At 68.2% G+C, this 26,125-nt stretch carries 17 protein-coding genes and 2 pseudogenes; 2 read left to right on the top strand and 17 right to left on the bottom strand.

Going from position 1 to position 26,125, the window contains the following annotated elements; genetic code table 11:
• Positions 1-239: 239 nt before the first annotated feature.
• The 16 genes and pseudogenes from IEW03_RS15315 to IEW03_RS15380 all read right to left on the bottom strand — a co-directional run bounded on the left by IEW03_RS15315 (position 240) and on the right by IEW03_RS15380 (position 19,284).
• The gene (locus tag IEW03_RS15315) at positions 240-1,748 is read right to left on the bottom strand and encodes a UvrD-helicase domain-containing protein (RefSeq protein WP_188524577.1); all 1,509 of its coding nucleotides are present in this window, start codon (positions 1,746-1,748) and stop codon (positions 240-242) included.
• Between the two features lie 2 nt (positions 1,749-1,750).
• Positions 1,751-3,118 (bottom strand): ATP-dependent nuclease, encoded by a 1,368-nt coding sequence (locus tag IEW03_RS15320; RefSeq protein WP_229738206.1) that lies wholly within the window; start codon positions 3,116-3,118, stop codon positions 1,751-1,753.
• Between the two features lie 372 nt (positions 3,119-3,490).
• Positions 3,491-3,658, bottom strand: a pseudogene (locus tag IEW03_RS20670) (AAA family ATPase); the annotation flags it as partial.
• A gap of 284 nt (positions 3,659-3,942) precedes the next feature.
• On the bottom strand, positions 3,943-5,367 hold the full coding sequence (locus IEW03_RS15325; protein WP_188524579.1) for a PDDEXK family nuclease: 1,425 nt from the start codon (positions 5,365-5,367) through the stop codon (positions 3,943-3,945).
• Between the two features lie 296 nt (positions 5,368-5,663).
• Complete coding sequence (locus IEW03_RS15330) at positions 5,664-6,008, bottom strand: WhiB family transcriptional regulator (RefSeq protein WP_188524580.1); 345 nt, start codon at positions 6,006-6,008, stop codon at positions 5,664-5,666.
• Positions 6,009-6,104: 96 nt separating this feature from the next.
• Positions 6,105-7,412: an ApeA N-terminal domain 1-containing protein gene (locus tag IEW03_RS15335; protein WP_188524581.1), complete on the bottom strand. Its 1,308-nt coding sequence runs from the start codon at positions 7,410-7,412 to the stop codon at positions 6,105-6,107.
• A gap of 112 nt (positions 7,413-7,524) precedes the next feature.
• Positions 7,525-7,827 (bottom strand): hypothetical protein, encoded by a 303-nt coding sequence (locus IEW03_RS15340; RefSeq protein ID WP_188524582.1) that lies wholly within the window; start codon positions 7,825-7,827, stop codon positions 7,525-7,527.
• 91 nt (positions 7,828-7,918) lie between these two features.
• The gene (locus IEW03_RS15345) at positions 7,919-8,755 is read right to left on the bottom strand and encodes a replication protein RepA (protein ID WP_308808226.1); all 837 of its coding nucleotides are present in this window, start codon (positions 8,753-8,755) and stop codon (positions 7,919-7,921) included.
• Positions 8,756-8,767: 12 nt separating this feature from the next.
• The gene (locus tag IEW03_RS15350) at positions 8,768-10,426 is read right to left on the bottom strand and encodes a TniQ family protein (RefSeq protein ID WP_188524584.1); all 1,659 of its coding nucleotides are present in this window, start codon (positions 10,424-10,426) and stop codon (positions 8,768-8,770) included.
• Positions 10,426-11,511, bottom strand: a complete 1,086-nt coding sequence (locus IEW03_RS15355; protein ID WP_229738208.1) for a hypothetical protein — start codon at positions 11,509-11,511, stop codon at positions 10,426-10,428. The genes IEW03_RS15350 and IEW03_RS15355 overlap by 1 nt, the downstream gene beginning before the upstream one ends.
• Positions 11,512-11,568: 57 nt before the next feature.
• Positions 11,569-11,910 (bottom strand): annotated as a pseudogene (locus IEW03_RS20675) (TniQ family protein); the annotation flags it as partial.
• Positions 11,907-12,983 (bottom strand): TniB family NTP-binding protein, encoded by a 1,077-nt coding sequence (locus tag IEW03_RS15360; RefSeq protein WP_188524586.1) that lies wholly within the window; start codon positions 12,981-12,983, stop codon positions 11,907-11,909. The pseudogene IEW03_RS20675 and the gene IEW03_RS15360, both read right to left, overlap by 4 nt.
• Complete coding sequence (locus tag IEW03_RS15365) at positions 12,983-15,193, bottom strand: Mu transposase C-terminal domain-containing protein (protein ID WP_188524587.1); 2,211 nt, start codon at positions 15,191-15,193, stop codon at positions 12,983-12,985. Before IEW03_RS15365 ends, IEW03_RS15360 begins: the two co-directional genes overlap by 1 nt.
• A complete protein-coding gene (locus IEW03_RS15370) occupies positions 15,190-15,960 on the bottom strand; it encodes a TnsA-like heteromeric transposase endonuclease subunit (protein ID WP_268236097.1) in 771 nt (256 codons plus the stop codon). The genes IEW03_RS15365 and IEW03_RS15370 overlap by 4 nt, the downstream gene beginning before the upstream one ends.
• Before the next feature lie 134 nt (positions 15,961-16,094).
• Complete coding sequence (locus IEW03_RS15375) at positions 16,095-16,331, bottom strand: mechanosensitive ion channel protein MscS (RefSeq protein ID WP_188524589.1); 237 nt, start codon at positions 16,329-16,331, stop codon at positions 16,095-16,097.
• Between the two features lie 301 nt (positions 16,332-16,632).
• Positions 16,633-19,284, bottom strand: coding sequence for a replicative DNA helicase (locus IEW03_RS15380; protein ID WP_188524590.1), 2,652 nt, complete (start codon positions 19,282-19,284; stop codon positions 16,633-16,635).
• Positions 19,285-19,703: 419 nt separating this feature from the next.
• Between IEW03_RS15380 and IEW03_RS15385 the strand changes: the two genes are divergently transcribed.
• Positions 19,704-21,059, top strand: coding sequence for an MATE family efflux transporter (locus IEW03_RS15385; protein ID WP_188524698.1), 1,356 nt, complete (start codon positions 19,704-19,706; stop codon positions 21,057-21,059).
• A 9-nt stretch (positions 21,060-21,068) separates the two neighbouring features.
• Here IEW03_RS15385 and IEW03_RS15390 read toward each other — a convergent pair whose 3' ends face one another.
• Positions 21,069-21,644 (bottom strand): winged helix-turn-helix domain-containing protein, encoded by a 576-nt coding sequence (locus IEW03_RS15390; RefSeq protein WP_188524591.1) that lies wholly within the window; start codon positions 21,642-21,644, stop codon positions 21,069-21,071.
• Positions 21,645-21,880: 236 nt separating this feature from the next.
• Between IEW03_RS15390 and IEW03_RS15395 the strand changes: the two genes are divergently transcribed.
• Complete coding sequence (locus IEW03_RS15395) at positions 21,881-26,062, top strand: carboxypeptidase regulatory-like domain-containing protein (protein ID WP_188524592.1); 4,182 nt, start codon at positions 21,881-21,883, stop codon at positions 26,060-26,062.
• Positions 26,063-26,125 lie beyond the last annotated feature (63 nt).

Genomic DNA, 26,125 nt, shown 5'->3' on the forward strand with positions numbered 1-26,125 from the left:
CCCTACCCCGACGTCATCACCACGCCCGGCGTGTCACCGGGGACCCCCCTCATCCGCGAAGAGCCCGCAACAGGTCGCGCGAGGACGACGCCCGCACGAGCGCCGCAACTTCCAGGCTTCTACTCATCTGCTTCCCTTTAAGTAGGACGAGGATCGACCAATCAAGGCTGCAAACTGACAAAAGAAGTGCCGGTCGCCAGAGTAGGTTGCATCCCCTTCGCCGAGCCCATCGACGGTCGCTAAACACCGAGCTGGTCTGACGGCCTGAGGGCTCCGCAATAGCGACGGGCGCGAGTCAACGCCACGTAGAGCACGCAGTGTTCCTGTTCGAGCGGACGCAGTCCCTGCGAGAGGATTCCCTCTTCCGCTGCAGTGAGCGCGACGCCCACGCGATCCCACTCGCACCCCTTGGCTTGATGAACCGTCAGTCCCGGAATCAAGGCGTCACGTCCCAACCGCGTGCGGAGTCGGTCGATGTCAGCGGCACGTTCGCGTTCGTTCGCTTCGCCCAGCCTGCTCGGGCGTCGGCCGGCGCCAACTTCGAGCGCAACTGTGCGGAGCAACTCCAGCACGTCGTGTGCATCGGCTCCTTCCCTGAGCGTTGACAGCACAGGGAGAAGGAACTCCTGCTTCGTTTGCTCCGCCATCTCGGGGTCGACCCGCAAGACCGTGTACGCCGCCTGCTTCCCGAACGACGGTCGTCCCAAATTGGCTTTGGTGACTTCGTCGAGGAGGAGGTTTAGCATCGCGTCTGTTGCGTTCTGAACGGTCCGAAACGCGAGGGGCAGGACGTTGTCCCCGACGGTCCACAGCCGGGCCCAGTGGCGCCCGATAGCCACGTCGACGAGACCGCTTGTCGTTGTTGGAACCTGGACCCCTTGGCCGTCCCGTAGTGCGGAGGCGAGACCCGGCATCTGGTCGCCCGTGAAGCGGAATGACTCCGGCTGCTCGTATGCCGCGAACGGGAAGGCGTCGAGCACGAGGGCGACCTTCTCGGGTGTGGCGCCGCGCCACTCGTAGAGCGCCTGCCACGGATCGCCCACCAGGGTGACGTCGAGGCCCTCTTCCGCTGCGAGGCAGGCGACTGATAGGTCGAGCCGGTCAGCGTCGTAGACCTCGTCGATCACCATTGCCGAGAACGAAGCGGCAAGCCAGGACTTGAGTTCATCTTTCACGCCGTCGAGTGCGAGGGCTTCGAGGAGGATGTGCCGTACGTCTTCGTGGCTGACCCGTCCAGCCTCGAGTACGGCGCGGTGGTCTGCCGCGGAGCCGATCCCTGACTGTGGCTTCCCAATGCGGGTCGACTTGCTGGTGACGAGTCCTGACGCGTCCAGTGCAGCGTGTCGCCGGTAGCTTCCTGCGAGCAGCCACCGGTAGCCCTTGACTCCTTGGTAGGTGTCAAGGACCTCGAGTTCGACCAACCCTCCGGGCCACTTGAGCATGCGCTTCCGTAGCAGGTGGTGAAGGGCTCTGACGTGGAGGTCGTCGAATGTCGTTATGAGGCTCGGCAGGGCACCCGCGCGCGAACCCCATCGCCCGATGATGCGCTGTCGCAGTTCCCCGACGGCCGATCGCGTGAAGCTCAGGGCTAGTACGCCCCGTTGCCGATCAACTCGCGCGTGTCGCAGGTACCCGACGCGTTCGGCAGCAATCGTTGTCTTTCCTGACCCTGGGGCAGAAACAATGTTGACGAGGCGATGTTCAGAGGCGGCAGCGACGATCTGTCGATCGGTCAGGACAGTTCCCATCGTCAGGCTGGTGGCTCGTCATCGTCCACAACCTCGGTATCCGCTCCGAGTTGGCCCCTGAACAGCCAATCGAACATCGCCTTGAGGTGTGTGGGAACGACGAACTGGTCCGGTCGGTCCTGGATCGCGGCGGCAAGCTCGAGCGCGAACTCCGCCTTGTCACCCTTACCCGGTTGTGTGTGAAATAGTTGATCGACGCTCTCGTCAGTCGTGGTCGGGAGGGGGCGGCCGATCGCAGTTAATGCCTTGTCGATGAGTGTTTCGTTGCCGGGCACGAGCGTCGGCTCCAGCGTTGGCTGAGACCAGAAGACCTGGAACGTAGTCGGATCAGCAAAGTCGCTATGCCAGGGCGGAGGCGTCGCAGCCGGCATGGAGTCACCCGGCTGCGCCGGTCTGAGATCGGTGTCTGAGAGGACAGCCACCTGACTGACCAACTCGTGGCCGGGCGTAGCCAGCAGCCTTACCGGCCAGTCGCCCACACGGTTTCCCAAGGGGACTATAGACAACGCATCAACGAAGGCGAGACGGCTGGCGCCACGGGTGGCGTCGGCCATCGCCCACGCCCTGCCCACCTCACGCAGGAGTGCTGCCTCCGTGATGCCCTCCACGAGGACGACTCGTTCAGCAAAAAGCGCGCTGGACCGGCTGGCATCCAGATGTAGGCGTGTCATCCGATGGATCTTCTTCGCCTGGGATGGAGGCCACGGGATGCTTGCGATTGCGCGGCTGACCGGAGTCCCGTCGACGTCGCGTCGGACGATGACAAGGTCCTCTGGACGGCAGGCAGAAATCAGGTCGCTTGCGTGTGTCGAGACGATCACTTGGAGATCTGGGCGAGTCATCGCGGTCTGTCGCAGATAGCGGATCAGCCCCTGCTGGAGCTGCGGGTGGAGATGTGCTTCAGGCTCCTCAATGAGGACCGTCGCGTGGAAGGTGTCAGGGAAGAAGGTGTCCTGCTCGAGCTCGGCATCAAGGTCAGCTTCAGCGATGCGCCGGCGCGCCCCTTCCGCGGATTCTCCGTCCAATGCATCCACGTCATCGGGGTCGAGATCCCCCGAACTGGCCGCATCTAGCACTTCCGGCGCTGACGGCGATGAGGCAAGGGGTGTCGACGAAGGATCCGGGATGCCCGCAAGTGTCACCGCGATGTGAAGCAGGTTTACGTATCCGAGGCTTGCCGCTTCGAGCCTGACGGCGTCGCGAGGGTCAGGCATCACCCCGAGCAGAATCTCGAGGACCCTCGCCAGGTATGCATCGTCGACGCGCTGTGTTCCGATGAACGCGTGATGTTCGCGGACCCCACCGGTGAGCGTGCGCAGGGCCTGGGCGATCCGGCCTTCGACGTCGGCGATGAGCTTCTCCTTCGTCAAGGAGCTAAGCAGGGACTCTGCCTGGTTTCGCACGCTCGCGAACCCGCCACCGGAAGGGTCACGGAGCTGCTCCGCGCGCAGCAGCTCAAGTAGGACACGGGACTCCCGTCGTGATAGATCGTCGACCGGGTTCCGCAGTGCCGGTAGGTAAACGAGTCGAAGTTGGTCGAGTCCTTGCGGGCGCGAGTCAATGGTGGCGGCGCGGACTCGACCCAGTGATCGCTCCAGCCCACGAGACCACGTGGGGGCACCGAGACCACGGCGCTTGAGCGCTTGCCCGAGGGCTCCTTCTCCTGCGGGATTCTCCTCCATCGAGTAACTGACGTCGATCGATCGTGGCAGCGTTCCGAGAGCAGCGGCGTCGGGAGCCTGAAGTCGTGGGAACCGGTGCGTGTGTGCCCAGTAGATCGCGTCATTGATTGTCGTCTTTCCCGCGCCGTTCGGCCCGAGCACCAGGCTGAACCGGCCTGGAAACTCACAGGTCATGGTCGAGTCAGAAGCGGCTCGAAACCCTCGGACGGTCACTCGCTTCAGGTGCACAGGTCCTCACACATCTTCGTTCGGCTCCGACTGTTCCCACGCCGGGCGGGTCGCCCGCGCAGTTTGTTGACCGACGCGCACGACCCACGGCCTACGGCACGACCTGGACGATATCTGTGTCGATGGTGCACAGCGGCGGGCGACGCGGGTGAGATCCGACGTAGGCCAGCTTCTGCGCACCGCTCGGCGTCACCGGGTGAACCCCTGGGTCTGTTTGCCTCTCGTGACCTTGAGAACGAGGATAGAGCCATGCCAAATGAGTAGACGCCAGTCGTTCTAGGCGGTCATTCGGTCGTCTTGCCGAAGCGCCACCAGGGTCGACGGGACGCCGTGCCCGGTTCGGCGAACTCCGGAGCGATGGTCGACGTCGTCGGCAGCTCTGACGGGAAGCCGATCAGCGCACGGACCTCGGGCCAGTCCGCCCGCCGCCATGCGTCGAAGAGTTGGAGCGTCGCTACTACCGGGACCTCGAGGGAGTCGACGAACGCCTCCCTCTCGTAAACAGCAGAGGAACGCTCGGCCGGAGGCCGCTTGTGCTGGTGATTGACGATCAGCGCGGCGCCATCGACCGGGACGTCCGGCTTCACCTGAGGCCAGGTCCGCAGGTGCTTGAGCGGTGCGTCAACGAGGCGTTCACTTGCGTTCCCGCTCGCCGACTTCACCTCGACCAGGATTCGGCGACCGCCGCGCTCTGCGAGGAGGTCAGCACTCACTGTGCCGAACTTCTCGTCGAGCCTCACCACTCGAACATCGGCGTCGATCAGTACGCGTGCGACTGCATCCTCGAGTGCCTCGCCCATGCCGAACAGGAGCGGATCACGCACCAGCCGAGCCGCTCGGCGCGCAGCGTCGAGCTGCTGTTCGAGATCGAGCTTTTCCTTCCCGTACTGCTCCATGATGATCGCGATCCTGGACGTCAGCTCGCGCTCAAGCTCGGTCTGAAGACAGGGTTTCGCGTCGACGTACTTGCGCAGGCGAGCAGCCGCGGTGGGGACGAGATCTGGGACCGCACGCTCAGTGAGCCACTGCAGGATCGGCAGGTACGAAGGAAGCGCCGGCAGCATGTAGTGGTTGATCTGCCCCTCAGGACAAGCGCCAGCGTCTCTCCATACTCCGGCCACGACCTTCGCGTCCGGCGTGATCAACAACGGCGTCCAGGTACCGATGAACCCGCCTTCTTGCGGTCTCCTTGGCCTGAAGGCGACCCACTCGACGTCCTCGGAGTGCTCGTTGAGGATCCGTAGCGCGAGATCGCGATCCGTCGACGTGAGGTCGTCGGCCAACCTCGGTGGGCGCGCCAAGCGGATCGGGTCGCCACAGATGCTGCGCGAGTGCGGGCCGAGGTACGGCATCTCCACATGCTCGGTTCGCCCGAAGACCGACCGGAACGGGACGTCGTCGGGCGTCGGACCTATCGTAGAGATATACAGGGCACGCTCACCGCGCGCGTGGGCCCCTGTCTGGAATCGACGCCACTCGTCAGCACCCTTATCCGCGAAGTTGCTGGCCTCGATCGCGGCAATCGCAGTGCTGGTGTCATCGCCAATCCACCGCGGCCGCAGACCGACACTGGCCCAGTCGAGCCCTTCGGAGACGACGCGCTCCCGCTCCTCGCGATCACCCGGAACCAATGCCGCCTGAAGGCGCTCACGCTCGTCCCACCAGGAAGGCGGCCGAGCTCCGACATGCACATCAAGCAGCTCCTGCACGGCACGGAGCGTACAGCGAACCACCGACGGCAACGACCCGTCGGAGCATCGGACCTTGCGCGGCAGGGCTGCGCTACTCGTCGAACCAGTGCGCAGCCGTTGCCAGTTCGAGCAGCGGCCTCGTCCTCTTCGCCAGGCGCACTGTCAGAAGGTCACTGGCCATCTGCACGATGTCAGGCGGCCATCGGTGCGGCTCTTGCAGGACGCTTCGTGCAAGGGAGAAGGACATGGCCGCCATGTAGGACTCGTTAACCCACTCGCCGGGCGGCAAGCAACTCCGCGAGTCCTGGAATACCTCAACCTTCACCTTCCGCGTACCCGGCGCCCTCCGCAACCGCCTGGACGACGGCGTCGATGAAGTCCGTCCTGGTGAACTCGGGTGGGTACAGCGGAGCCGGCGACAGGGCGTGAGTCTTACGGCGGGCGCTGCGGAAGTCGTCTCGCTGTCGGGCGGTGAGGCCAGCACGCATCTCGACGGCGATGACGTCGCGGAGTTCTTCAGTCCGGAGCGCATCGCGCAGGCAGTCGGTCGTCACCGGGCACTCGGTACAGAGTGCCCGCTGAGCGTGCCGGTCGTCGGCACCCTTGGCAACGAAGTGTGGGTCGTCCGCACACGCCGCGCGCCGATGCCAACGCGTCACTCGCCGGCGCGCCCCTGCCGACTCCAGCAAGATGCTCTGTCGCAGGAACGGTGCTCGTCGATCGATCTCGCGGCGATCCTCCCGGCGATGAGCTGGTCATGTCCCAAGGAGGTCCCGAATCGCCTCGCCGAGCTGATGGTGGCGATGGCTATCGAAGATCGCTCGTGCCGGCGCGGTCGTGCGTGCAATGCGGTTCAGCAGGGCGGACTGCAGGAGCATCGCGCCGGTGTCGGCGAGCAGGGCGACCTCGTAAGCGTCGTACTGGCCGTTGGGCTCGTGCTTGAGCAGGTTGTTGGTGTTCCAGAACCGGCGGGACCAGGCCATCGAATCCCCGACGAACTCGGAGAACGGAGCGCCCACTCGCGCCGCTAGGTTGGCAGCGAACTTGCCCTGGCCCAGGGAACTCTGTGCCCACTGAGCGGATCGGCGGTGGGCCGAGACCCAGTACTCGATGGCGGCCGCGATCTCCATCAAGCGGGTCTCGACGTTCTGGAGTCCGTATCGGTGTCGTGCCACGAGGGGACCTGTGGCTCGCGGGTGAGCGTCGGTGAGTTCGATCCACCGCCGCAGTCCGGCGAGGCCCCCGATGGTTCTCAGGTTGAAGCTGGGGGTCTCGGTCATGGATCTCGGGGGTCGTGCCCCGTCGGGGCGTCGCATCAGTCGGGCGGTCCACCACGTCGGACTGTCCATTGGTGGCTTCTTAGAGTCCATCGTGACCCGCCCACCATCGGCGACCACGAGGCCGTCGTAGGCCAAGCTCACAAGCCCCTGGATCGACTGCAGGGGCGGGATCAGGTCGGTCCAGTCTGCTGGGCGCGACGCGCTGATCTTGAACTCAACCGGGGCATAGACAGTGCGGCGGTCCGCTGGGCCGTCTACCTGCCAGTGCGTCGATAGTTCGAGCCGCCGGCCTCTGCTGAGATCCTCGCTCTGCGGTTCTGCCGCCTGCACGGTAATCGCCAGTGAGTTGAGTCGGCCTTTCTCGTCCTTGGACGGCGAAGTGCTGGAGCCGGCAACGCCAGCCCAGCCAGCGATGCCAGGGAAGAACGCGGAGACGTCGAGGAAGCCGTCAGACCGCAGATCCCGCAAGGGAGCGCCGGACACTACGCCATGCGTTCGGTAAGTGCGCGTCGCGACTCGGTAGCCGCCGTGCGTGGTGGCGAGACGCCCGTGATGCACATCAAGGAACAGCGCGCCGCCCGCTGAGGTCGCAGCTGCCACTGAGCGAGGGAGGGGATTCTCACGAAAGGGGTCGGCGTGCGGGTCAAGGAGGTCGAGCACGAGCTCTCCGTCGGCGGACAGGTGCACGTGTCCGGGCATCGCCAGATCGAGGGTGTCGAAGTCTTCGACAGCAGTCCAAAAGTAACCAATCGCGCCACTCACTAGATCGGTTAGATTCGACATGCATGCAGCCTAGTGGGGCTTCGCGAACCTAGCCTTGAGGCGTCCCCTTGCCTGCCGACATCTATGCGGTCAGCGACGCGTCATGCATCGACGGATCGTCCCGCGAAGTCGTTCACCGCGCCCCAAGCGCGTTCAGTAGATCCCTCAAGGCGAGCGTGAGCTCGTTGTGGGCGTGGATGTAGAAGATGTCGGTCATGTCGTCCGGCCTCACGTCGTCGAAGGCGGCGAGCAGCCGCGCTGCCAGCTTCATCGCCTCAGGCAGCGTCACGGGTGCGTCGGGTCGTGCCACAGTCAGGTGGGCGCCGGTCGGCTGTCCGAGTCGGGTAACGGGTACTTGTCCGCCGCGAAGCCGGTGCTCGTGGATGGCGTCCTGAGCGACACGGCCGAGGTTGGCGATCTCGATGTAGTTGATCATGGCTCCTCCGATCAGATGTTCTTTGTGAGATATCGGCTTTCTCTGTCGACGGCGAAGATCAGCAAGGGAGCGTGGCCAGCCTCGTCAGCCGTCATCGAAGTCGCCTGAAGTGGAACGTGAGGCCGTCCGCATCCGGGGTGATGGTGACGTCAGGGTGCAGGTGGGAGATGGCGCGAGCCGCGGCCCGCAGCTGCTCGTGGAAGCGTCGCTCTCGGCTGGAGCGGCTTCCGAAGGTCTCGGTGAACTCGCGGTAGGTGCTGTGCCATCGCAGGTCGTCGCGTTGTTGACGTTCTCGGCACGACCACAGGTAGAGGTCGGTGCGCAGAGGTGAACTGCCGAGCAGCTTGAGCACGTGCAGGTCCACGGGTACGGGTGCGCTGGTAATGGAGGTGAAGAAGCCGCTGGACAGCGTGATGGCGATCTCGGTGTCGTCTCCGTTCGCTACCCAGGTGCCGTGCCGTGTCGAGTCGAAGGTGTAGTGCTCAGCGATGGGGAAGGTCGTCCCCTTGACGGCTGTGCCGTCTGCTCGGGCAGTCGAGTCCTGGATGTGGACGGTCGCGCCAGCGAGACGGGCGAGCTGGTCAGCGAGTCGGTGCTGGCTGCGGCCGTCGATAGCCTGGCCGATTGCCCGAGCGAACTCGGAACGCGAACTTCCGGCCTTGAGATGACGTGATCCGGTCGCGACCGCGGTGGTAGCCATCCAGGCGAGTAGGCGGCGTGGCAGTACTCCGTAGGGAAACAGATCGCCGCCCATGAGGCTGCCCGAAGGCGTGGGGTCAATGGTGGCGATGCGACCGTCGTGCTGTTGTTGCCATCGGGCGAAAGGGCCGGGGTCTCGGTAGGGGAGCATGAACTCGGCGAATACGGCCGGGTAGTAGCCCGGGGCGGTGGCCCGTCTGCGGTTGGTCGGGGCGGGTTGAAGGCGCATGGGGCTCCGGGTCTACGTGTTGGTGATCGAGGCGAGGGAAGTCGCGGCCTGCGGGCTGAGGGCTGCTTCGAACTGTCGATAGGCGGTGCGTGCTGGCCGGTCGGGAGGGTCGGGCCATCCGGGGCTGGTGCTCAGCAGTCCACCTGCCACGTGGCACCACAGCCAGGTCACTGCGTACGGCAGGGAGGATTTGCGCGTTCCGGGCCGCTGCGCCGAGGACCACGGCAGGAACCAGTCGGGGTGCTGGGCCTTTTCGTGTACGAGGTCTTCCAGGTGGCAGCGGTCCTCGTGCAAGTCAGAGACGATGCAACGCAGGGCGCGGTCAAGGTCGCGGGCGGCGAGCGGGTTGCGGGTGCTGATCGCTCGGGCGGTGTTCGTGCCGTGCTGGGGAGGCACGCCGAGGATGTCGGCGGCCGCTGCCCAGGTCAGCGTGGGGTCATGGTGGCGGACGAGGCACAGTGCGAGGAAGTGTCGGGGCGTTTCGCCTCTGGTGCGGAACAGGTGGGCCGCGTGCCTCTGGTAGACCGGCTCGGGCACTGCTTGTGGGATCCGGTCGATGTCAACGACGAGGGGGCTCGCTCGTAGGGCGTGGCTGATGCGCTGGTGGGGCGCGAGGGCGGTCATACACAGGCGTGTCAGGGTCGGTGTCATCCGGGTGCGGTCGGCGAGCCAGCCGAGCCGGGAGTCCGTCGTCGTCGGGGCCGCCATGATCCAGGGATGCAGGGCGGCTGCCGCCTCGTCGAGATGCTCGTTGGTGATGATGGCCTCGGCGGTCGCCAGAGCTCGGGATCTTGTCGTCGGCGACGTGGGCGGGTGCACGCTCCATCGCACCGGACCGTGCTGACCGATCGGGTGCGACCCTGCGGGACCGCGTTCGGTGGGTGTGGTCTTCCGCCGAGCGCTCTCGGTCAGTAGGTCTTCTCGCCAGCCGGCCAAGCCAGCGCCACCTGGGGTTGATGCGAGGGCGAGGAGCAGGACGGTCAGTGCCCACACGTCGAGGAGGTAGCTCGACGGAGTGCACGGAGACCCGAGCACGGCCGGTGCGGCGCCGCAAAGCGCGATGTCGTGGCGGGTTTGGCGGGTGATGCACGCATCATGGGCACGTTGAGGGTGCAGGGCGCTGAGATCGGCGTCGCAGTGGCCGTAACCGGGAAGCGGGTTGAGGCAGCGAGTCCCGGGCGCCGGACGCAGAGCGGTGTGGGGGTGGTCGAGAAGGCGGCGCCCGCAAGCTGGGCATTGTTCGACCAGATAGCAGCCGTGCCGGGTGCACACGGTCGTGCTGGGCAGCCTCCACTGCAGCTGCCAGAAGCCATCGTCAGCAAGACACTGGGGGCACGCCGCAGATCCCGTCGCGCGGATCCATCCGCGAGCCGCGACGCGCCGCCACGTCGACCAATGCTCGGGATCGAGGTCGCGCAGCTCGACAAGTCCGGTGCCGTCGAACCGCTCGACGGTCGCAGACCGGACAACGGCACCGCTCACGCCAGCGAGCTCGGCAACCCGGGCAACCACGCGGCCGGTGGGCTTGATGCTGAGGAAACGAAGCGGACCAGCGTCCTGGGTGATCAGGGAGGTCAGCTGGCCCGACGACATCGCATTCAATGCAGCCAAGTGTTCGAGCCAGTCCTGGATGCACTGGCCAGGCTGCGGGGCCGTGCGTACGGGCAGCATCAGGCGCTCCGGTCTTGAGCGGGGACTGCGGGCGACGGAACGTTCACCGCGGGCGGGTCGACGGCGTGAAGGTGCTCATCGACGGCGTCCAGCAGCTGGAGGCGCTGCTCGGGGTTGAGGGCTTCGTCGAGCACGCGGACGTCGGCCAGCGTGACCTCGTTGGCCGGACCGGGCGTCAGGTGCAGCCTGCACCAGGCGGCCAGGACGACGTCGCTTGCGGGCGGCAGGTTGGGGACCTTGCGACGCAGACTCGTGAGCAGTCCCGTGGGGGTGGCGAATCGTTGCCGTAGGTCGTGGTGGTCGACGAGACCCTGTCCGATCAGGTGTTCGGCGGTACGCGCCACGTGCGCTGCCCGCATCGCGTCGATGCCGGCGTCTTGGAGCGCCCGGTGTCGACGGCTCCGTGTCAGAAGACCGAGGTCGCGCCGCGCGCGAGCCTCGGCGCCGGGGTCGTGCCATCGTCCGGACAGCAGGATGTGCAGGATGACGGCGCGGCGCTCCAGCTCTCGGCGATAGTCGCGGGTCGGTACGAGGGCGTCGGCTTCCTCGACGGGCCAGGCTGGGAGGTGTCGAGCTTGGATGCCGGAGGTGCGTTGCAGGCGCTGGATGGTCTTGATCAGGGACGCAAGTACGGGTTGCGTTCGTGAGCTCGGGACGTTGGGCAAGGCTGGGCGCGCAGCCCAAGGCACTCCGGCGTTGTGCCGGCGCACGAGTGCTCTGGCTGCGTCGCTGTGGTGTCCGTCGAGTCGCTCGACCGCTTCTCCTTGCAGCTGGCGTTGGCGCTGTGGATCAGCCAGTGCTCTGGCGCATTCGAGGACGACGATCGCGGCGTCGCTCGGCGTGGCTGGCGGGCGTCGACTCCAGTCAGTGCGAGGTTGCGGCAGCTGCGTCCGCAGGTCATGCTCCCAGGCGGGAAGTTTCGGCCACTGCGTGTCGGACGACGCGGCGACGATCTCGCACAGCAGGTAGAGGTTTGCGAAGCGGCGCTGAACGCTGCCAGAGCGGAGGCGGTCGGGTTCGAGGTCCTGGGCGATCAGAGCCTGCGCCTGCCGGGCTGCCGTGTCTGGCGCCCCGATCTCCGGCATGCCGTGGGCGTCGGCGCCGCTTGTCGAAAGCAGGGAGGGGCACTGCAGGCACAAAGGGTGTAGTGCGAGGTGCCAGCGTCGTAGCACTGCTCCACCTCGCCAGGTGCACCGAGGGCATCTCCAGGGATACCGGCCGTGTATCCAGGTGCGCTGCGTCCGCCCCGTTTCTCCGATCAGTACTGGCGGGTAGGTCGACAGCGTCAGGGCCGTCACCTGCTCGGGAGGTAGGTCCAGTAGTTCGGCCAGGCGAGCGGCGGCTCGGTGTTCGGATCGCAAGCCTCCCGTCGTGGGTAGACCGAGTTGATGAGGGTGCAGGCCGTTGCTGGCGGCGACCCGGGTCGTCAGGGACGAGATCGTCTCGTCGTGCTCGGGCGCCGGGCGTACGGGTAGCGCTGTCATGGGGCGTGCACCTCCACGCTCGCTGCCTGCGCGGCGCGGGTTGTGACAGGTTGGCGCAGGCGGGGTGCGGCGGCCTGTGCCCGTCGGGACAGCTGGGAGCGTTCCAGGTCGGCGGTGCGTATGGTCCAGGTGTCTTCTTGCGCGGCGATGTATGCGGCGTCGGCGATGAGCCGGGCGACGTCGCCGAGGTATCCCTGGGTGAGTCTCCAGACGCGTGGCGCATGGTGCCCGGCCAGAATCCCTGGCATGGCCGTCGGGAGATAGGGCAGGACGAGTCTCTCGACGCCGGCGAGGGTGGATTGCCAGGTCGCGACCTCGACGGGAGTGTCGATGGTGCAGGCCTTCAGGCTGATCGTGCGTAGCCGTCCTGCCATCTGGGGGTCGTGGAAGATCGCGCCGTCCTCGAGGTTGGCGCCCACCAGGACCATCGTCGCTCCGCGCTGTCCGAGCATGGTGTTGACGTGCTTGAGGTGATCAAGGACGTCGCGGGCGTCCTGGTGCCGGAGGTTGAGCAGATTGGTGTCGTCGACGACGAGCAGCCGCACCCGGTGGGCGTCGAGAATGCGGTGGATTCGCGCGGTCAGGTCGTGAATCGCTCCGCTGATCGGGTAGCCGAAGTACTGCAGCAGCTGGATGTTGAAGGCACGCACCTTCGACGCCGCCCCGAGGTCGAGCCAGACCACGGGGATTTCGTCGGCGACGATGCCGACCTCTCGATGCCAGGTTGGCATCTGGCTGTGGTGGAGACGGTCTCCGATGATCTGGCGGTACTGATCTTGCGCCCAGGTGCGCACCAGCGTGGACTTGCCGACGGCGAACGGAGCGCTCACGGCGATGACGTCTTTGGCGGCCGGTGTGCTGACGGCGTTGTCCTCGACGAGGTCGGTCAAGGTCGTACGCGCCTGGACGATGGCCGGTGTCTCGAAGCGGAGGCTGCGCATCCATCGTCGGCGGTGTTGGAGGTACCTCGTGCGGCTGCTGTCGCTCATGGCGCGCAGCTGCGTGATCGCCTTGACCGGCGGAGCGATGAGCGGTTTCGCTCGGGCCTGGTCGTGCCACAGGCGTGCGGTCATCAGTCCTCGCCCTCCCGTACTTCCGGCGTGTAGGGCCAGGACTCTGCCCACATCGAGTAGGACTCGGTGGCACGGGCGACGGTCGGTGCGTTGACCGCGGCATGCGGTGTCGTGATCTCGGCGACCGCGCGCGCGATCTCCGCTTCGGCATGGTCACGGCGCGCGGCCTCATGGCGGAGCGTGGCCGCGGAGAGCCGCTTCTTCCAGTCTCGGGGGACGGTCGCGAGCAGACTGCCGAGCTCGGTGATGATCTCGTCCTCTACGGAGGCCTGGGACAGGCGTATGCCCGACTTCCGACGCAGGACCGTGCCGCGGATGTGCTGGACGAGTGTCGCGGTCATCGGGGCATCGACCAGGTGGGCCTTGCGCCAAGGCACCTCGACGATGCGGTCGGTGTCCGGGTGCCGGAACCACACGCGACTGACGTCGTGCGGGTCGTAGTGGAAGGGCATGGCACGGTCCTCGGCGCGAAACGTGCCCTTCGGGACCGAGCGCAGCCCTTCCAGCTCTGGGCTGTCGTAGGTCAGGTTCGACAACTCAACCCCGGACTGGCCCACTGTGGCCCATCGGACCGGCAGGAAGTCGTAGAGCAGGTCTGGCCGTTGGGGAACGTGTAGTCGTCCGGTGATCTTGAGCAGCGCGTCGAACATGTCGATGGGCCGCATGTCGATGCGTTCAGTCCCGGGCAGTTGCAGGCCCTGGTGCGGGGTGCGGTGGTAGTCCAGGACGATCCAGCGGCGCAGGAACTTCTCCAGCTCGGGCCCTGTGAGCAAGGCCGTCGCGTCAGAGTCACCCGTTCCCACGGTCCGACCCCGTTGGGCGACGTTTCGGCCCTTGTAGCCTGGAAGCTGTTGCAGGCCCCGCTGCAGGGTCTCGTGATAGCGCTCGAGGATGCCGTTGTCGAGAGGCCGGCGCGTGCGCGACAGGGGTAGGTCGATGCCGAAGCGGTCCAACAGGTCTCGGAAGACCTGCGAGACGAAGATCGAACCGTGGTCTGCACGAACTGACATCGGTCGAACGCCGGGCACCACGTGCTCGCCCTGCATGCCGGGCGCGGTTCGCAGCGATCGGCAGGTGCGCGGACAGGTCACCTCCACACCCGAGCAGTCCGGATCCGCCTCCGGGTCGTCCGGGAAGAACTCGATCCGCTCCGGCACTCCCGCCCATGCCCAGTCGGACACCTCGGTACCCGCCACGACTTGGGAGAACGGTCGGAGCACGTCGTACATCAGCAGTGACGCATCGTGCGAGTCCGCACTCATCGGGACCACGCGCAGCGCCAGGATCATGCGTGTGGCCAGGTCCATCGCGGAGATGATCTCGACCGAGCAGGCGCCGCCACGCACCGGGCACCAGACCATGACGTCGGAACGTGTGACGTCGATCGCCACGACCTGCCCGGGAACCATCGCCGCATACGACTGGGTCCCGGATACCCCTCTGAGCTTGTTGGAACGTTGAGCACGGGTCGTGACACCACGAACTCTCATCAGATGCGCGACGAACCGTCCCGAAGCTCGCTGCGGCGCCGCGATGTCGTGACCCGCCTCGTGCAGGCGCACCTTGATACGCCGGTGCACTTCCCGCAGGTTCACAGTTGACGCGTCACCGTCGAACTCACTCACGACCTCCTGCGCCGCCTGGCGCCAGACCAGCGGGATCGTCGAGAACACCTCGGTCGAGCGGGACCGACGTTGATCCACCAGGCCGAGCAATCCTCCCTCGCGCGCGGCCCTCACCCAGTTCTGCACTGTCCTGATTCCGATGGTGCCGAGGTCCCGGCCCCCGGCACGGTCCGTGGATGACTCGTGTCGCAGCAGCTTGGCCATCCGCTCGCATCGGGCCGTCAGGCTGACACCCGATGCCGGATCGAAGGTGCTGTTGGGCTCTCCATCGAGGGCCAGGTCGGCATGACCACGACGAAACCCGGTGACGATCTCCTGGACGACACCAAGCCGGAAGAGCGCCTCACTGCGCACGTCCTCGCCGAGTCGTACCCACTGCCCAGCGAAGCTCAGCAACGCCGGCTCCTCGAGTCCCCCGGCGTCCAGCGGTTGCATCATCGTCACGTCAGGCCAGGACACCCATTCGACCCGCCCGTGGATGTCGCGTAGCTCGATGCCCTGCACGTCGACATGGACCACAAGGGCCGTTCCGTCCTCCGTCAGGACCGTGTCGCCGACTTGGAGAACGATCCTGTTCACCTTCATCGCCCCGCTCCAGCGAGCCGCACGACGCTGTCCGCGGTGATGCGGGCATCGAGGTCGACGACAAGCTCTGACGTCCACAGCAGATGCCACATCAGCGCGATCGTGTGCCCGTCACCGGAATCGAGCTGCAACAGCTCTGCGACTGTCGCGCGCTTCCGACACGCCGCCTCCAACCGCAACCGAGCGCCATGGTGTGGCCAGGACGGCTCCTGACGGAAGGACGCCAGCCACAGCATGTTCAACCGTCGCGCGTCGTGGGCCGTGTCGTACAAGGAGTACTCCCAGCCGACTTCGGTGCAGGCCTGTTCGGTCAGGCGGGCCTTGTGCAGGAACTTCTCGTCCCTGCGTTCGGACGGCCTGGCGTCCCAGACCACGATCCGGCCGTCGTCGTGTTCACACGCGACGTCGGGAACGTGCCGGGCTCCGTCAACGAATGTCATGAGGGCCGGCTGCGCGACGATCCACACCACGCCAGGGTCGCGATCGAGCTCACGCGCCAGCTCGTACTCCAACCCGGATTCCAGGATCAGTCGAGTTCCCGTGGTCTGACAGTGTGCCTGGACCGGCGCATGGCGCGACATGGAGTCCGCCACCGGTCGACGGACTGGTGTCAGATCTCGAAGAATCGGTGCACCAGCCTTCCAGTCCCACTCAAAGTCCTGACCTGCAAGATCTCGTACACGCCAAGAGACACACGTTTCAGGTGCAGGGCTGCTCCAGTTGACGGACACAGTGTTTGAGGCGCATTCTGGACGTGCTGAAGACATAGGAGTACCCCCAAGTGAGCGGCGGGTGTTTCTTTCCAGCGGACCGACAACGTCCGCGGTAGCGAGGCGACCGGGTCCGAGAGCTGCAACTCTCGGGCCCGTTTCGCGTCCTCGGCGTCCTACGCCGATCGACGTCAGACCATGCGGTCACCGTCCTCGGCGGCGAATCCCCGCCGGAGCACGTCGGCCATGACGACTCGGACGGGACGGCCCAACTCTCGGGAAGTTCGATAGATCCGCTCAGCGAGCGAGGCCGGGATCTGCGTATCGATGCGCACCGCATCATCGGGGCAGTGCTCACGCAAGCGCGTTGGGGGACGACCGGTACGCGCGGACGGGATCACGATCGGACCCTTCGTCTGCTGAGACATCCCTGCTCACCCTCCCCGACTCACCACCAATGGACCCAGCGGGATCGGGTGGTAAGTCCGAGGCCAGTCTCAGGCGGTCAGTCCGAGACCACGCGGTGCAAGCAGCGCGTAGACACCCGATTGCTGAACCGGGTATCCGAAACCAGTATGGCGGCCACCACCTGGCATCTCAAGGGGTCACGCGGACCAGTCATCCGGGCGGCGAGGAAATTAAGGAATGCTTCATCGCCCTAGTAGCACCACTTAAGCAACCTACCTGTAAGATTCGGCAATCTTGGCTGCACGTCGACAATGAGGCGAGTCAGACCTGCATGTCGACGAACCGCGAGTAGTGGCCCTGGAACGCAACGACGATGGTGTCGGTGGGGCCGTTACGGTGCTTGGCGACGATCAGGTCGGCCTCGCCGGCGCGTGGGGACTCCTTCTCGTAGGCGTCCTCGCGGTGCAGCAGGATCACCATGTCGGCGTCCTGTTCGATGCTGTTGTGGACGGCGATTCCATTCGCGATGAAGTTGTGCGTGTCAAGAACGGTGGCGTCGAAGACTTGCTTTTCGCCCACCGACTCGATCGCGACCACCTCGTCCCACAGCAAGTCGTTGACCGCCATGATCTCGAGCTCTTCGCTCTCGAGCACCTGGGCGATCTTGCCGAGGCGCTGGCGAGACGGGCTGTGCTTCCACAGGGTGCTGCCGCAGAACTGTGTCCCGAGCGCCGCCGCGAACTGGCGATGGGTCATGTCACGCTCGACGAGCAGTTCACGGACGTCGTCCCACACCTGGCGGGGAATCGTGTCGACGTTCGTGTTCGCCTGCGTGTCGCGAATGATCTGCAGCAGCTGGTCGGCGTTGCCACCACGGTCCCCGTGCACGCCGATCTCCTGAAGGAAGCGGCGCTGGTCGTCCACCCCTGAGATGTCCAGCGTGTATCCCTGTCGGTGCGCGCCCTTGAGAGTGGCGCGGCGGATCCGAGTCGAAATACCGAACCGGAGAAGCAAGCGCGAGAGCCCGTCGACGAGCGCGCGTGATGTTGACGCGTAGTAGATCCGCCCGCCCCGGCCGTTCTTGTGGACGGTCACAGAGCCGTCGGTCGCCCAGATGTGCTTGATGAAGAGTGCGATCTGACCCTTCGGCAGGTGGAAGACACTCGTCGGTATGAACTTCTCATGACTCCTGGCGCCGAAGAGGCCCAGGTCGTCGAGCCATTCCGCGATCGGGTTCCGCTTGCCGTGAGTCAGCTGGAACGGAGCGGGAAGGCGGAGCGTGGTCACACGCGCGGCTGCATAGTCGTCACGTACCGGAGTGATGCCGAAGGCTCCTGCCGCGTCGGCCACCGCAGTCAGGTTCCGCTCGTCGACTGACGCGTATCGGATCGGCTGGCGCTTCACGAACGACCCGTCACCGATCAGGTGGGCGAGCATCACGACCTTGCGGTCGTCCCACTCAGCGTTCTGCTCCGGTCCGGGCACGTGGCGGGGTACGCCGAGGCGGGAGCCGACCTCCAACTCTCCGAGCGGTCGCCATCCCTCGTACGTGAGGAACGGGTGGTTGGCGGTGGCTTCGATCTCCTTGCCCGACGACAGCCGCAGCTTGTAGACGGGCTTCACTCCGGTCGGGAAGACGTGCGTCAGGTGACGGCGCACGTACTGGAGCCGGTCGTTCAGCGCCCACACCGGGACGTCCTTGGCGTTGAGCGCGAAGAGCTCGCCCATCGTGGTCTCCGCACCGGTGTCCGCGCGCAGGATGCGGGTGTCCTCCGTGAGGCACCCCGACTCACGCAGATCGGACATCGCGGGCTTCTTGTCCTGGCGCTGCTCGGGGCCTCGGTTCAGCTGCGAGAGCGCGATGACCGGGACCTCGATCTCCTTCGCGAGGAGCTTGAGGGCACGTGAGAACTCGGAGACCTCCTGCTGCCGCGACTCGACCTTCTTGCCGGACGTCATGAGCTGCAGGTAGTCGATGACGACGAGCTTGAGGTCGTGCTTCTGCTTGAGCCGGCGGCACTTGGCGCGGATCTCGGTGAGCGACATGTTGGGCGAGTCGTCGACGAACATCGGCGCCTCGGAGATCTTGCCCATCACCTTGGCGAGCTTCTGCCAGTCGTCCTCGCCCATGGAGCCGTTGCGCAGCTTCTGCAGGTGCACGCGCGCCTCGGCGGACAGCAGACGCATGGTGATCTCGTTGCGGCTCATCTCCAGCGAGAAGACCACCGACGTCTGGCCGTTCTTGATCGACGCCGACCGCGCGATGTCAATGGCAAGCGTCGACTTGCCCATGGCCGGTCGGGCGGCGATGACGATCATCTGGCCGGGGTGCAGGCCGTTGGTGAGGCGGTCGAGGTCGGCGAAGCCGGTGGGGACGCCGGTCATCCCCTCGCCGCGGTGCCCGGCGGCCTCGATCTCGTCCATGGTGCCGCCGATGATCTCGGCGAGCGGCAGGTAGTCCTCGCTGGTCTTGCGCTCCGTGACGGCGTAGATCTCGGACTGGGCGGTGTTGACGATGCCCTCGACGTCGCCGCCGTCGGTGGCGTACCCGAGCTGCACGATCTTGGTGCCGGCCTGCACGAGGCGGCGCAGCACGGCGCGCTCCTGCACGATGCGGGCGTAGTAGCCGGCGTTGGCGGCGGTGGGGACGCCGGCCATGAGGTCGTGGAGGTAGGGGGCGCCGCCGACGCGAGTCAGCTCGCCGCGCTTGGTCAGCTCGCCGACGACAGTGATGGCGTCGGCGGGCTCGCCGCGCCCGTACAGGTCGATGATGGCGTCGTAGATGGCCTCGTGGGCCGGGCGGTAGAAGTCGTTGCCGCGGATCTGCTCGACGACGTCGGCGATGGCGTCCTTGGAGAGCAGCATTCCGCCGAGCACGCTCATCTCGGCGGCGATGTCCTGAGGAGGAGTGCGGTCGAACCCGGCGCCTGACGACGACCCCGCGTAACCCGCCTCGAGCTCCTCGATCGACATGCCCACCTCGCTCCCCCGGCGCTGCCGGCACTCGGGCCCGACGTTCGGACCGTCCCCCGCTGTCAGGACCTCGTTCTACTCTGAGGCACCGACACCGGGCCTGACGCTAGGCTCGCCAGCCACCGTCCGCAACGAGCGTTGTGGACAGGCGTGTGGATGATCCTGTGGACATCGCCCCCATGCTGTGCACAGGCGGTGGACGAGCATGTGCACAACTGGGGATATCTGCTGTGTACAACGCTCTGCAGGCTTGTGACCTGCGACAACGCTAACCCCAGGCTGTGGAGGAGAAGAAGTTGGGTGAGGTGCGACGCACCCCTCGTGAGGGCGGAAGTCCAGACGACGGACAGCACGACGACACCCCGGCTTCATCGTCGACACCGGACGGCCACCGCCCGGACTCCTCCCCCCGAGGCACTATCCACAGGCCTGGGGACGAGCAGGAGGGTCCCCGGCCCGACCGTCGCCGGATCGACCGCGACATCCTCGCGCTCGCGTGGCCGGCGCTCGGCGCCCTGGTCGCCGAGCCGCTGTTCGTCCTCGTCGACAGCGCCGTCGTCGGTCACCTCGGCACCGCCCAGCTCGCCGGCCTCTCGCTCGCCTCGACCCTCCTGCTGACGCTCGTCGGCCTGTGCGTCTTCCTCGCCTACGCCACCACGGCCGCCGTCGCGCGCCTGGTCGGCGCCGGCCGGACCCGCGACGCCCTGCAGTCCGGCGTCGACGGCATGTGGCTCGCGCTCGGGCTCGGCGCCGTGCTCGCCTCCGTGCTCGCGGTGGTCGCCCCCTGGGCGGTCGGCGCGATGGGCGCCACCGACGACGTCGCCGTCCACGCCGTGACGTACCTGCGCTGGTCGGTCGTCGGCCTGCCGGGCATGCTCGTGGTCCTCGCGTCCACCGGGGTGCTGCGCGGCCTGCAGGACACCCGCACCCCCCTGTGGGTGGCGTCCTCCGGCGCCGTCGTCAACGCCGTCCTCAGCGTCGGCCTCGTCTACGGCGCCGGGCTGGGCATCGCCGGCTCCGCGATCGGCACCGCGGCGACACAGCTCGGCATGGGCGCCGTCCTCACCGTCGTCGTCGTGCGTGGCGCCCGCCGCCACCACGCCTCCCTGCGCCCGCACCGGGCGGGGATCTGGGCCAACGCCGTCGCCGGGGCGCCGCTGTTCGTCCGCACCGCCTCGCTGCGCCTCGCGATCCTCCTCACCGTCAGCGTCGCGACCGGCCTCGGCGCGACCGCCCTCGCCGGGCACCAGGTCGTCAACAGCCTGTGGGGCCTGGCCGCGTTCGCGCTCGACGCCCTCGCCATCGCCGGCCAGGCGCTGGTCGGCCACGGGCTCGGCGCCGGCGACACCGTGCGCGTGCGGGCCGTGCTGCGCCGCTCCCTGCAGTGGGGCGTCGGCGCCGGCGCGGCGATCGGCCTCGTCCTCGCCGTCGCCGGCTGGTGGATCGCCCCGCTGTTCTCCCCCGACCCCGACGTGCGGGTCGCGATCACCGTGGGCCTCGTCGTCTGCGGCGTCCTCATGCCGATGGCCGGCTGGGTCTTCGTGCTGGACGGCGTCCTCATCGGCGCCGGCGACGGGCGCTACCTCGCGTGGGCCGGGATGGTGACGCTCGCCGTCTACGCGCCGTTCGCGCTCGCCGTCGGCGCGTGGGCGCCCGACGGCGCGGTCGGGCTCGCCTGGCTGTGGGCGGCATTCGCGGGGGTGTTCATGGCGGCGCGCGCGCTCACCACCGGGCTGCGCGCCCGCGGCGACCGCTGGATGGTGACGGGCGCGTGAACACGACCGTCAGCCCGGTGACGCGCCGGTGACGGGCACCCGTCGCCGCGCACCGACCATGAGCCGGTAGCCGACGCCGCGCACCGACGACAGCCGCAGGTCCGGCACGGCACCCAGGCGCTTGCGCAGCCGCTTCACCGCCGACACCACCGGGTCCGGGTCGCCCAGGTAGACGGTGCGCCACACCGTCCGCGTGAGGTCCGCGAACGACCACACCCGGTCCGGCTCGGACGCGAGCGTGGCGAGCAGGTCGAACTCCCGCATCGACAGGTGGATGGGGCTCCCGCCGGCCGTCACCTCCCGCGCGGCGAGGTCCACCTCCAGCACGCCCAGGACCAGGCGGTCCGGGCCGTCGTCGGCCGGGGCCACCCCCACGAACCGGCCCGGATCGGCGGCGGGCCCCTCCGGCGCCCCGTCGACCTCCTCCGGCGGCGCGAGGAGCTGGCGGGCACCCTCCGCGTCGGGCGTCGCGATCACCGCCGCACGTCCGCGGAGGAGTCGCGCGACCTCGCCGACCCGGTGCAGCGGCAGCCCCACGCACAGCACGTACCCGCCCCCCTGCTCGGCGGAAGGAGCCTGGGACATCGCCGTCCTCCATCGTTCGTGCAACGTTTACTCAGGTACCTATCAGACCCTCGGCGGTTGTGCGCGGCGACCGACCTTCCGTTGACCCGTCGCAGACCCGGAACTGACCGTGAACTGACCGGCCCCCGCCCTTGTCCCGGCGTCCGGCGCCGGATGGGCTGGAGCGGGGCACCCGACCGGGCGCCCCGCACCGACGTCGCCGCCGACCGGTGGCGACGCTGCCCACGGGAGGTACCGTGCACGCTCTGCACCTCAGGAGAAGGAGATGGGCCGCGACCGGAACGGCCCTCGCGCTCCTCGCCGCACCCGCAGCAGTCCTGGCCCCGGCATCGGCCGCGGACCTGTCCACCACCACGTCCACCGACACATCCACCGCCACCTCCACCGACACCGACACCGCCGTCGCGTCCGACCCCGCGCTCGTCCCCGCCGACCCCCTGCCGGCGCCCGAGGACAAGCTCACCGCGAAGGCGGAGAAGGCGCTCACCGGCGGCCCGGCGGACTTCTGGCTCGAGCTGGCCGACGCGGCCGACCTGTCGGCGGCGAAGGACGTCGCCGACTGGGCCGATCGCGGCCAGCACGTCTACGACGCGCTCACCGCCGTCGCCGACGCGTCGCAGGCCGACCTGGTCAAGCAGCTCGAGGCCGCCGGCGTCGCCCACGAGACGTTCTGGATCTCCAACCGGATCCTCGTCACCGACGGCACCCTCGGCCTCGCGACCGACCTGGCGGCCTCGCCCGAGGTCAGCCGCATCAGCACGCCCGTCGTCCTCGAGCCCGTGGAGCCCGTCGAGCGCGCCAAGTCCGGGGACAAGGGCACCCAGGCCGTCGAGTGGGGCCTGGAGGCCATCAACGCCGACGACGTGTGGGCGCAGGGCTTCACCGGCCAGGGCATCACGGTCTCCAACATCGACAGCGGGGTCCAGGCGGACCACCCGGCCCTGGCCGCGCAGTACCGCGGCCTGCAGGACGACGGGACGGTGTCGAACGACTACGCCTGGTTCGACTCCTCGGACGCGTGCGACGGCGCACCGTGCGACGGCGACGGGCACGGCACGCACACGATGGGCACGATGGTCGGCGACGACGGCGCGGCGAACCAGATCGGCGTGGCCCCCGACGCCGAGTGGATCGCGGCCAACGGCTGCGCCACGTGCTCCGACGCCGACCTGCTGGAGTCGGGCCAGTGGATCCTGGCGCCGACGAGGGCGGACGGCTCCGACCCCGACCCGGCCCAGCGGCCGCACGTCGTCAACAACTCGTGGGGCATCGACGCCCCCGGCGTCCTCGACGACTTCATGGCCGAGGAGATCGCCGCGTGGGAGGCCGCGGGCATCTTCGGCAGCTGGTCCGCCGGCAACATGGGGCCCAGCTGCACCACGACGTCGTCGCCGGGCGCGAACGAGGCGACCTACGCGGTCGGCGCGTTCAACGCCGCGGGCGACATCGCGTCCTTCTCCTCGCGCGGGCCCGGCGAGAACGGCGTGGTCCAGCCCAACATCGCCGCCCCCGGCCAGAGCGTCCGCTCATCCCTGCCCGGCAGCGGGTACGGCGTCTACTCCGGCACGTCGATGGCGGCCCCGCACCTCGCCGGCGCGGTCGCGCTGCTGTGGAGCGCGGCACCGAGCCTCGTCGGCCAGATCGAGGAGACCCAGGCCCTCCTGGACGCCTCCGCCCTCGACGTCGACGAGACCACCTGCGGCGGCACCGCCGACGACAACAACACCTGGGGCGAGGGCAAGCTCGACGTCGCCGCGCTCCTCGCCGCCGCGCCCGTCGGGGACACCGGCACGGTCGCCGGCAGCATCACGGACGCGGACGGCGCCCCGGTGGCCGGCGCGACCGTGACCTTCGACGGGTCGAACGACCGCACCGCCACCACCGACGAGACCGGCGCCTACGAGGCCGTCCTCGCCACCGGCGACTACGCGGTCACCGCGAGCGCCTTCGGCTTCCTCGACTCCGCCGCGGTCGACGTCACCGTCACCGCGGACGAGACCGTGACGGTGCCGATCGTGCTGACGGCCGCCCCGCGGCACGCGGTCACCGGCACGGTGGCCGACGCGGGCAGCGGCGACCCCGTGCCCGGCGCGCTCGTCGAGCTGTCCGCCCCGGTCGAGGGCGTCACCTCGGGTGCCGACGGGTCGTTCGCCTTCGCGGGCGTGCCCGAGGGCACCTACACCCTGACGGTCTCGGCGGGCACCTGCGCCGAGCCCTACCGCACGGAGGTGACCGTCGACGGGGACGAGGTCGTGGACGCCGCGCTCCAGCGGTTCGCCGACGACTTCGGCTACTTCTGCGCCACCGGCTCGGCGGGCGCCGCCGCCGGCGACACCCTGCTCGAGCTCACGGGCGACGACGCCGCCACCGAGGTCGAGCTGCCGTTCGCGTTCCCGTTCTACGGCGAGTCGTACGACTCGGCGTTCGTCTCGACCAACGGGTTCCTGAACTTCCTGGGCTCGGTCACGAGCTACTCGAACGGGGCCATCCCGGGTGCGAGCGCGCCGAACGCCGGCGTCTACGCGTTCTGGGACGACCTGCGGGTGGACGAGGAGGCGGCCGTGTACACGGGTGCCACCACCGTCGACGGCACCGACGCGTTCGTCGTCGAGTGGCGCAACGTCCGCAAGGTCAACCCGACGACCGACCGGCTGACGTTCTCCGCGACGCTGCTGGCCGACGGCCGGGTCGTGCTCGGCTACGGCGACCTCACGGACACGCCCACCGCCACCGGCAGCTCGGCGACGGTCGGTATCGAGGACGCCTCGGGCGCCGTCGCGTCGCAGTTCTCGTACAACGACGCGGCGCTCACCGACGGCCTGTCGGTCACGTACGACCTCGCCGACATGGGCGTCGTCACGGGCACCGTCCGCGACGGGAACACGCGCGACCCGCTCGAGGGGGCCACCGTGACGCTCACGTCGAAGGACGACGGGGACGTCAAGGTCGCCACCACCGGCGCCGACGGCGTGTACTCCGCGATGCTGCCGCTGGAGCGGTACGGCATCGTCATCGAGGCGCCCGGGTACGAGGCAGCGGCCCGGAACGCCTCCCTCACCGAGGACGGGCAGGTCGTGACCCGCAACGCCGCCCTCGGCGCCGGCATGCTCGAGGTGAGCAAGGAGTCGTTCTCGGCCTCTCCGGCGATGGGCGGCACCGCCACCCGGGCGTTCCAGGTCACCAACACCGGCACCGTGCCGGTGGCGGTCGACCTCGGGGTGGCCGACGGCGGCTTCGAGGTGCTCGGCGGCACCGACGCCGCCGACGACTCGGCCGGCGGCGTGATCTCGCACGTCGACGGCGACGCGACGGTCCCCCGCTCGGGCGGCTCGTCGCTCGGGAAGGCGGACGGCGGCCGGCCTGCCGGCGACGGCAAGGACGGGCTCTCGACGTCCGGCGCGAAGGCCGGGACGATCAGCCCCGACGCGTCCGCGATGCCGCTGGAGGAGACGACCCTCACGCACTCCGCGTCGCAGGACATCGTGGCGAACAACTCCGTGGCGTGCAGCAACCAGGTGACCACGCAGGACAACGCGTACCTGCGCACCTTCACGCTGAGCGACTTCGGCATCGACGGGGCGTTCGACGTCTCGGCGGTGTCGTTCGCGGTCGAGGCCGCGCGCGTCGCCCAGCCGCTCACCGTCAACCTGTACACGCTCGAGGGTGACCTCGTGTACGACAACCTCACGCTGGTCGGCAGCGCCGAGGCGACGGTGGGCACCGACGCGGGCGGCACGGTCGTCACGGTGCCGGTCGTGGGCGAGGTGCCCTCGGGCGGCACCCTGGTGGTCGAGGTGGACGTCCCGGCCGGCGGGTGGTTCTTCGTCGGGTCGAACGACGCCGGCCAGACGGCGCCGTCGTACCTGCGGTCGGAGGGCTGCGACATCCCGGAGCCGACGGACACCGCCGAGATCGGGTACCCGGGCATGCACATCGTCATGAACGTGTCCGGCGAGGCTGCCGGGGGCTCCGGGGTGGAGTGGCTGGACGTCCAGCCGCCGAGCTTCACCCTGGCACCGGGCGCGACCGTCCGCGCGGCGGCGACGCTCAGCGCCATCGTCGACCAGCCGGGCGCCTACGCGGCCACCGTCACCGTCGGGGGCGACACCCCGTACGCGGCACCGACCGTCGAGGCGCTGATGAACGTCAGGGCGCCGAGCGGGTGGGGCAAGCTCACGGGCACCGTGACCGGCGAGGGGGCGGCGCTCGAGGGCGCGGTCGTGCACCTCGACGGGCTGGCGTCCGACACGACGCTCGTCACCGGAGCGGACGGCACGTGGGCGCGCTGGATGCCGCGGGCCAACGGCCCGCTGCAGCTGGTCGTCGCGGCGAACGGGTTCGTGCCCACCGTCCGGACGGCGCAGGTCGTCGCCGGGCAGACCTCGGTGTACGACGTCGACCTGAAGCCGCTGCCGTGACCGCCCGAGCAGCGACCACCCGAGCAGTGACCGCCCGCGCCACGGCGGCCTGAGAAGGAGGGA

Source organism: Isoptericola cucumis (genome assembly GCF_014635665.1).
GTDB lineage: Bacteria > Actinomycetota > Actinomycetes > Actinomycetales > Cellulomonadaceae > Isoptericola > Isoptericola cucumis.

Excerpts from the sequence above, each read along its gene's own strand:
- IEW03_RS15315 (WP_188524577.1), bottom strand. The coding sequence starts at position 1,748 with ATGGGAACTGTCCTGACCGATCGACAGATCGTCGCTGCCGCCTCTGAA.
- IEW03_RS15355 (WP_229738208.1), bottom strand. The coding sequence starts at position 11,511 with ATGCCGGAGATCGGGGCGCCAGACACGGCAGCCCGGCAGGCGCAGGCT.
- IEW03_RS15360 (WP_188524586.1), bottom strand. The coding sequence starts at position 12,983 with ATGACCGCACGCCTGTGGCACGACCAGGCCCGAGCGAAACCGCTCATC.
- IEW03_RS15365 (WP_188524587.1), bottom strand. The coding sequence starts at position 15,193 with ATGAAGGTGAACAGGATCGTTCTCCAAGTCGGCGACACGGTCCTGACG.
- IEW03_RS15375 (WP_188524589.1), bottom strand. The coding sequence starts at position 16,331 with ATGTCTCAGCAGACGAAGGGTCCGATCGTGATCCCGTCCGCGCGTACC.
- IEW03_RS15390 (WP_188524591.1), bottom strand. The coding sequence starts at position 21,644 with ATGTCCCAGGCTCCTTCCGCCGAGCAGGGGGGCGGGTACGTGCTGTGC.
- IEW03_RS15345 (WP_308808226.1), bottom strand. The coding sequence starts at position 8,755 with ATGCGCCTTCAACCCGCCCCGACCAACCGCAGACGGGCCACCGCCCCG.
- IEW03_RS15370 (WP_268236097.1), bottom strand. The coding sequence starts at position 15,960 with ATGTCTTCAGCACGTCCAGAATGCGCCTCAAACACTGTGTCCGTCAAC.
- IEW03_RS15340 (WP_188524582.1), bottom strand. The coding sequence starts at position 7,827 with ATGATCAACTACATCGAGATCGCCAACCTCGGCCGTGTCGCTCAGGAC.
- IEW03_RS15335 (WP_188524581.1), bottom strand. The coding sequence starts at position 7,412 with ATGTCGAATCTAACCGATCTAGTGAGTGGCGCGATTGGTTACTTTTGG.
- IEW03_RS15380 (WP_188524590.1), bottom strand. The coding sequence starts at position 19,284 with ATGTCGATCGAGGAGCTCGAGGCGGGTTACGCGGGGTCGTCGTCAGGC.
- IEW03_RS15350 (WP_188524584.1), bottom strand. The coding sequence starts at position 10,426 with ATGCTGCCCGTACGCACGGCCCCGCAGCCTGGCCAGTGCATCCAGGAC.